This window comes from Mycobacterium sp., from assembly GCF_049802695.1.
Taxonomy (GTDB): domain Bacteria; phylum Actinomycetota; class Actinomycetes; order Mycobacteriales; family Mycobacteriaceae; genus Mycobacterium.
The window spans coordinates 1-4,304 of sequence record NZ_JBARMY010000187.1; the positions used below are offsets into that span (position 1 = coordinate 1).

Consider the following 4,304-nt stretch of genomic DNA (forward strand, 5'->3'; position numbering starts at 1 on the left):
CTGCGGGAGCCTGCGCGGCGATCGCGGCAGCCGAGAACGGTGGCCGCGTGCTGGTCGTCGACCGGTCGTGGGGCGGCGGTGCCTCCGCACTTTCCGGCGGCATCGTCTACGCCGGCGGCGGCACCGCTCATCAACGCACCGCTGGCTACCACGACCCGCCGGACAACATGTTCAACTACCTACTCCACGAGGTGAACGGCGCCGTCGAAGACGAGACGCTGCAACGATTTTGCGAGGAAAGTGCACAGCGCCTTGCGTAGGTCGGGATGTTTCATCGGATCAACATGGCGTGGGCCGACCTGACATAATGTCGCTTATCGGCACAAAATCAATGTGAGATGCATCAGATGCAAGTGCTCGAACCGATCTGAACACGTCACGGAACTAATTTAGGATCCTCGCCCCCTGGCGGACCAGGTAAAAGGATTGTGCATACGCCGAGGTTGCCGTCGTTTCAATCACTTAGTGATTGATTCACGTGGTAGGCGAAACCTCGAGTGCTGCCCGTGCGGCCGGCCACGTAGTCGGCGATCGACGGACCCAACCCTCCCACTCCTCGCGCCAATAGGAATACGTCACTGTGACGAATTAGACTGCGGCGCGCCCGGCTAGTGAGGTCCCGCGTTCGGTCCTGGCGACGATTCCGTCCACACAGCCTCCGATAGGAGTGTTGGGCAGTGTCAGGAAGACAAATGCGACGTATCGGTGATCGGCACGCGCTGAGATGCCTGCGCTGGCGCGGCAATTCCCAACTGTCCTCAGTCCAACCGTCGTGGGTCCACTAGAAGACAGCAACTCCCATGATCGTCATTGAAACCGACGTGCACAAGGTGAGGTCGAGGTCTGACGTCTCAGTTCTAGACAATCGGGAGTGATCAAATCCCGTCTCATGGGGTGGATGCCAACGTTGCTGGGTTCAAGGCGATGCGCAGGTACTTCCTGCACCAGCGTGAGTGCCGCGCTAGCGCTAGCGGATCACCCTGCTGAGGTCTAGGCGTGCTATCCGGCGCGGGTCGGCCAACACGTCGATCGCAGTCACCCGCTCGCCGACGACGATGAACCCCATGACCGCGGCTACGCGATCGGCTCCGACGACGACCGCCCCAGCGGTTCCGTTAACGGTAGCGGGGCACACCTTCCCGGCTTGGCCGGCATAAATGCCGGCCAGCTTTGCCACCGCATCGGCGCCGTACGTCGAGCGCGTTCGTCCTCCCCCGAAATCTCCCCGCAGCACCACGTCGGGATGCAGCACGGCCACCAACCGGTCGAAGTCACCGCGGCGGGCGGCGGCGAAGAAGGCATCAACGACCTCGCGTTGAGCTGCCAGGTCGCCGTCCGGTGATGTTCCGGCTGCCCGGATGCGTTGGCGCGCCCGGCTGGCCAGCTTGCGGGTGGCCTCTACCGATCGGTCGACAATGGGTGCGATGTCGTCGAACGGCACGGCGAAGACGTCGTGCAGTACAAAGGCGAGACGTTCGGTGGGCGTCAGCTTGTCTAGAACGACGAACAATGCCAAACCGACGGAGTCGGCCAACAGCGCTTCGTGTTCGGGATCTATGTCGGCCGGCGGGTCGATGAGCGGATCCGGTAGGGCGCCGATCGGCTCTTCTTGTGGTCGAATTTGCCGCGTGCGCAGAACGTTTAAACAAATCCGTGCGACAACGGTGGTTAACCATGCATCGATGTTGTGCAAGGCTGCGGTATCAGTGCCGCTTAGCCGCAGCCACGCCTCCTGCACGGCGTCCTCGGCGTCGCTGAGTGAGCCCAGCATTCGGTAAGCCACCGCGCGCAGTTGTGGTCGAGCTCGTTCGAACGGCTCGGTCCAGCGATCGTTACTAGCCATTGCGTTATCGCAGCATGCTGACCGTCAGATCGTGACCGCGCCGGCCGGGCGCGACGGGCTCACACCTTGTTCGCCGGCGGAGCTGCCCAGGCGGCGTGTAGCCGGACGTAGCGTCCACGAAGCCGCTATCAAAAGAAGCAAGACGACCAAGAAACCGAGCTCGTGCAGGTCGTTACCGGTGGTCAAATGCGACACGATCGCGCCGGAGAAGACGAAAAACGCGCCGGCATAGGCCCATTCCTTTAACAGCGGAAGGCGCGGCGCCAGCAGCGCCGCCGCGCCCAGCAGCTTCCATACCCCCAGCAACACTAAAAGATACGTTGGGTATCCCACATGGGTTACCACGTCACGGACCAGAGGAATTCGCAAAATATCCCAGATCCCTCCGAGAACCAGCTCAGAGGCAAGCAGGCCGGTAACGATCCAGTAGGCGACTAGTCTGGCACGCACGCTACGCGCGGATAGGGTTTGGGAGTCGGTGACTGCAGCCATGTCGATGCCCTGTTCAGTGTTGTGACGAGTGCTCATACTTCTTCGACACGTCGACTCAGCTGAATGTGACGTCGCCGATTTGCGAGACACGCCTCCAACTGCATCTTGCCGAACTCCTCATGCAAACGATCGGACGCCGGCCTATCTTCGATTGCGCTGGCTGGTCTGCGAAGCCGGCGCCGAGGACGGTTGTCGGCGGGGACCAGAAACGGGTCAATATTTGACTCGGAAGCCGCCAATGAGCCGGATCGTGTTCGAATCAGGGTCGGTAATTGTTGACAACCGCACCCCCTTGTTTGCCTCGACAATCTCGCACGGTTCATGACCGCGCTGTTTCAACTCATCGATGTGGGCATCCAGATCATCGACAGCGAAGTTGACCAGGGTTGAGCCAGCACGTTGCTCGTCGACGAACATCTGTACCCATGCACCCGGAACTAGCTGCCACTCAACGAGATTCGGCATTGGATTGTTATCGGCCGCTCGCCCAAATAGTGATTCGTACCAGCGTCGACTCCTCTCCAAGTCGGTCACAGGAACAACAGCCAAGACATGCTCGATCGACATGAACACAACTCCTTTCGATTAGGTCTCCAAGGAGAGACCTGTCAGTGGGATCAAACTCATCGTGGACGGATCGCCGTCGGAGTGCCCACCTGCCACCGTCTCAGTTGTAGAGAAACGAGGTCGATCACATCCTGTCCCCGCAGCTGAGTCGGCAACCTGCTGTCAGGTGTTGATGTCGGCCGCGACGCGCTCCAGGGTGCGCCGGCAGTTCGTGCTCATGACGGGATTACTTTCGATGTAGTACCAGATGCCAGACAGCACAATCGGTGCGCCGATGCTACCGCGCGGCCGGGGACCGGCCCACTGAGCGTCATCTCTCCGGCAGCTCGGCGAACCGCTTCTTGACACCGTTGTACCAGCTCATCGACTTCATCGGGTGGCGCCAGCGGCCCTTCATGTCGTCGCGGGCGGGCACGTGGGCGTCATCACCGGCCTTCACGAGTTCCTTGAGGTGTTGGTCCTGTGCCTTGATGATCTCGTCGGCGCTCTCACCGCGGTGCGCGAGGTCGCAGGGGCCACCGAGGTCCTTGCAGGTCATGGTTTTCACGAAGAGTCCTCCTCCTTTGGTCACACCGGGCGGTCCGGGTGCGTCAGAGTGGTGACGCACCCGACGATGAAAGTGTGACCGCCATGGTGAGCGACGATCAGCTCCGCGACGGCTTCGAGGCCGAGCGTCCCCGCCTGCAGCGCATCGCCGCGCGGATCCTGGGCGACGCCGACGCGGCCCAGGACGTCGTGCAGCAGGCGTGGCTGCGGCTGCACGCCGCCGACGAGCCAATCGACAACTTGCCGGCCTGGCTCACCACGGTGACCTCGCGGCTGTGCCTCGACCGGCTGCGGGCGCGTACGCCGGTGCCGACGGAGTCGATTGAGGTCGAGGCGACGGCACCCGACCCCGCCGACGAAGTGGTGCTGGCAGACATCGTCGGCATCGCGCTGCAGGTGGTGCTCGACCGCCTAACGCCCGCCGAGCGGGTGGCCTTTGTGCTGCACGACAGCTTCGGTGTTGACTTCGAGTTGATCGCCTCGATGCTCGACACGACGCCGGTCGCGGCGCGCAAGCTGGCCTCTCGGGCTCGCGCCAAGGTGCGCCCGGCCGCGCCCGAGGATGCCCTCGCCGACTGGGAGATCGTGGACGCCTTCATGGCCGCGGCCCGCGAGGGTGACTTCACACGGCTGCTGGAGCTGCTCGCTCCCGACGCGGTGGTCTCCGCCGACGCGGCCGCGAGCGCGCTCGGCACGCCGACGCGCCTGGAGGGCCCCGATGAGGTGGCCAGCTTCTTCAACGGCGCTGCCGCGGCTGCCTTCCCGGTATTCGTTGACGATCGTCCGGGCGCCGCCTGGATCCACCGGGGCGAGATCAAGGTCGCCTTCGATTTCACTGTCGAGGCCGGGCGGGTAC

General features: G+C 63.0%; 5 protein-coding genes and 1 pseudogene. 2 read left to right on the forward strand and 4 right to left on the reverse strand.

The window, feature by feature from the left end; all coding sequences use genetic code 11:
• A pseudogene (locus WA317_RS07515) lies at window positions 1–242 on the forward strand (FAD-binding protein); the annotation flags it as partial.
• A gap of 725 nt (window positions 243–967) precedes the next feature.
• Here the strand turns inward: WA317_RS07515 and WA317_RS07520 are convergent.
• The 4 genes from WA317_RS07520 to WA317_RS07535 all read right to left on the reverse strand — a co-directional run bounded on the left by WA317_RS07520 (window position 968) and on the right by WA317_RS07535 (window position 3,440).
• The gene (locus WA317_RS07520; RefSeq protein WP_425172436.1) at window positions 968–1,843 is read right to left on the reverse strand and encodes a sigma-70 family RNA polymerase sigma factor; all 876 of its coding nucleotides are present in this window, start codon (window positions 1,841–1,843) and stop codon (window positions 968–970) included.
• A gap of 24 nt (window positions 1,844–1,867) precedes the next feature.
• Entirely contained in the window at window positions 1,868–2,371 is a 504-nt protein-coding gene (locus tag WA317_RS07525; RefSeq protein ID WP_425172437.1) for a DoxX family protein, read from the reverse strand.
• Window positions 2,372–2,548: 177 nt separating this feature from the next.
• A complete protein-coding gene (locus WA317_RS07530; RefSeq protein ID WP_425172438.1) occupies window positions 2,549–2,902 on the reverse strand; it encodes a VOC family protein in 354 nt (117 codons plus the stop codon).
• 310 nt (window positions 2,903–3,212) lie between these two features.
• The gene (locus WA317_RS07535; protein ID WP_425172439.1) at window positions 3,213–3,440 is read right to left on the reverse strand and encodes a hypothetical protein; all 228 of its coding nucleotides are present in this window, start codon (window positions 3,438–3,440) and stop codon (window positions 3,213–3,215) included.
• A gap of 92 nt (window positions 3,441–3,532) precedes the next feature.
• Between WA317_RS07535 and WA317_RS07540 the strand changes: the two genes are divergently transcribed.
• Window positions 3,533–4,304, forward strand: a 772-nt coding sequence (locus WA317_RS07540) for a sigma-70 family RNA polymerase sigma factor (protein ID WP_425172440.1), incomplete at its 3' end; no start/stop codon positions are given.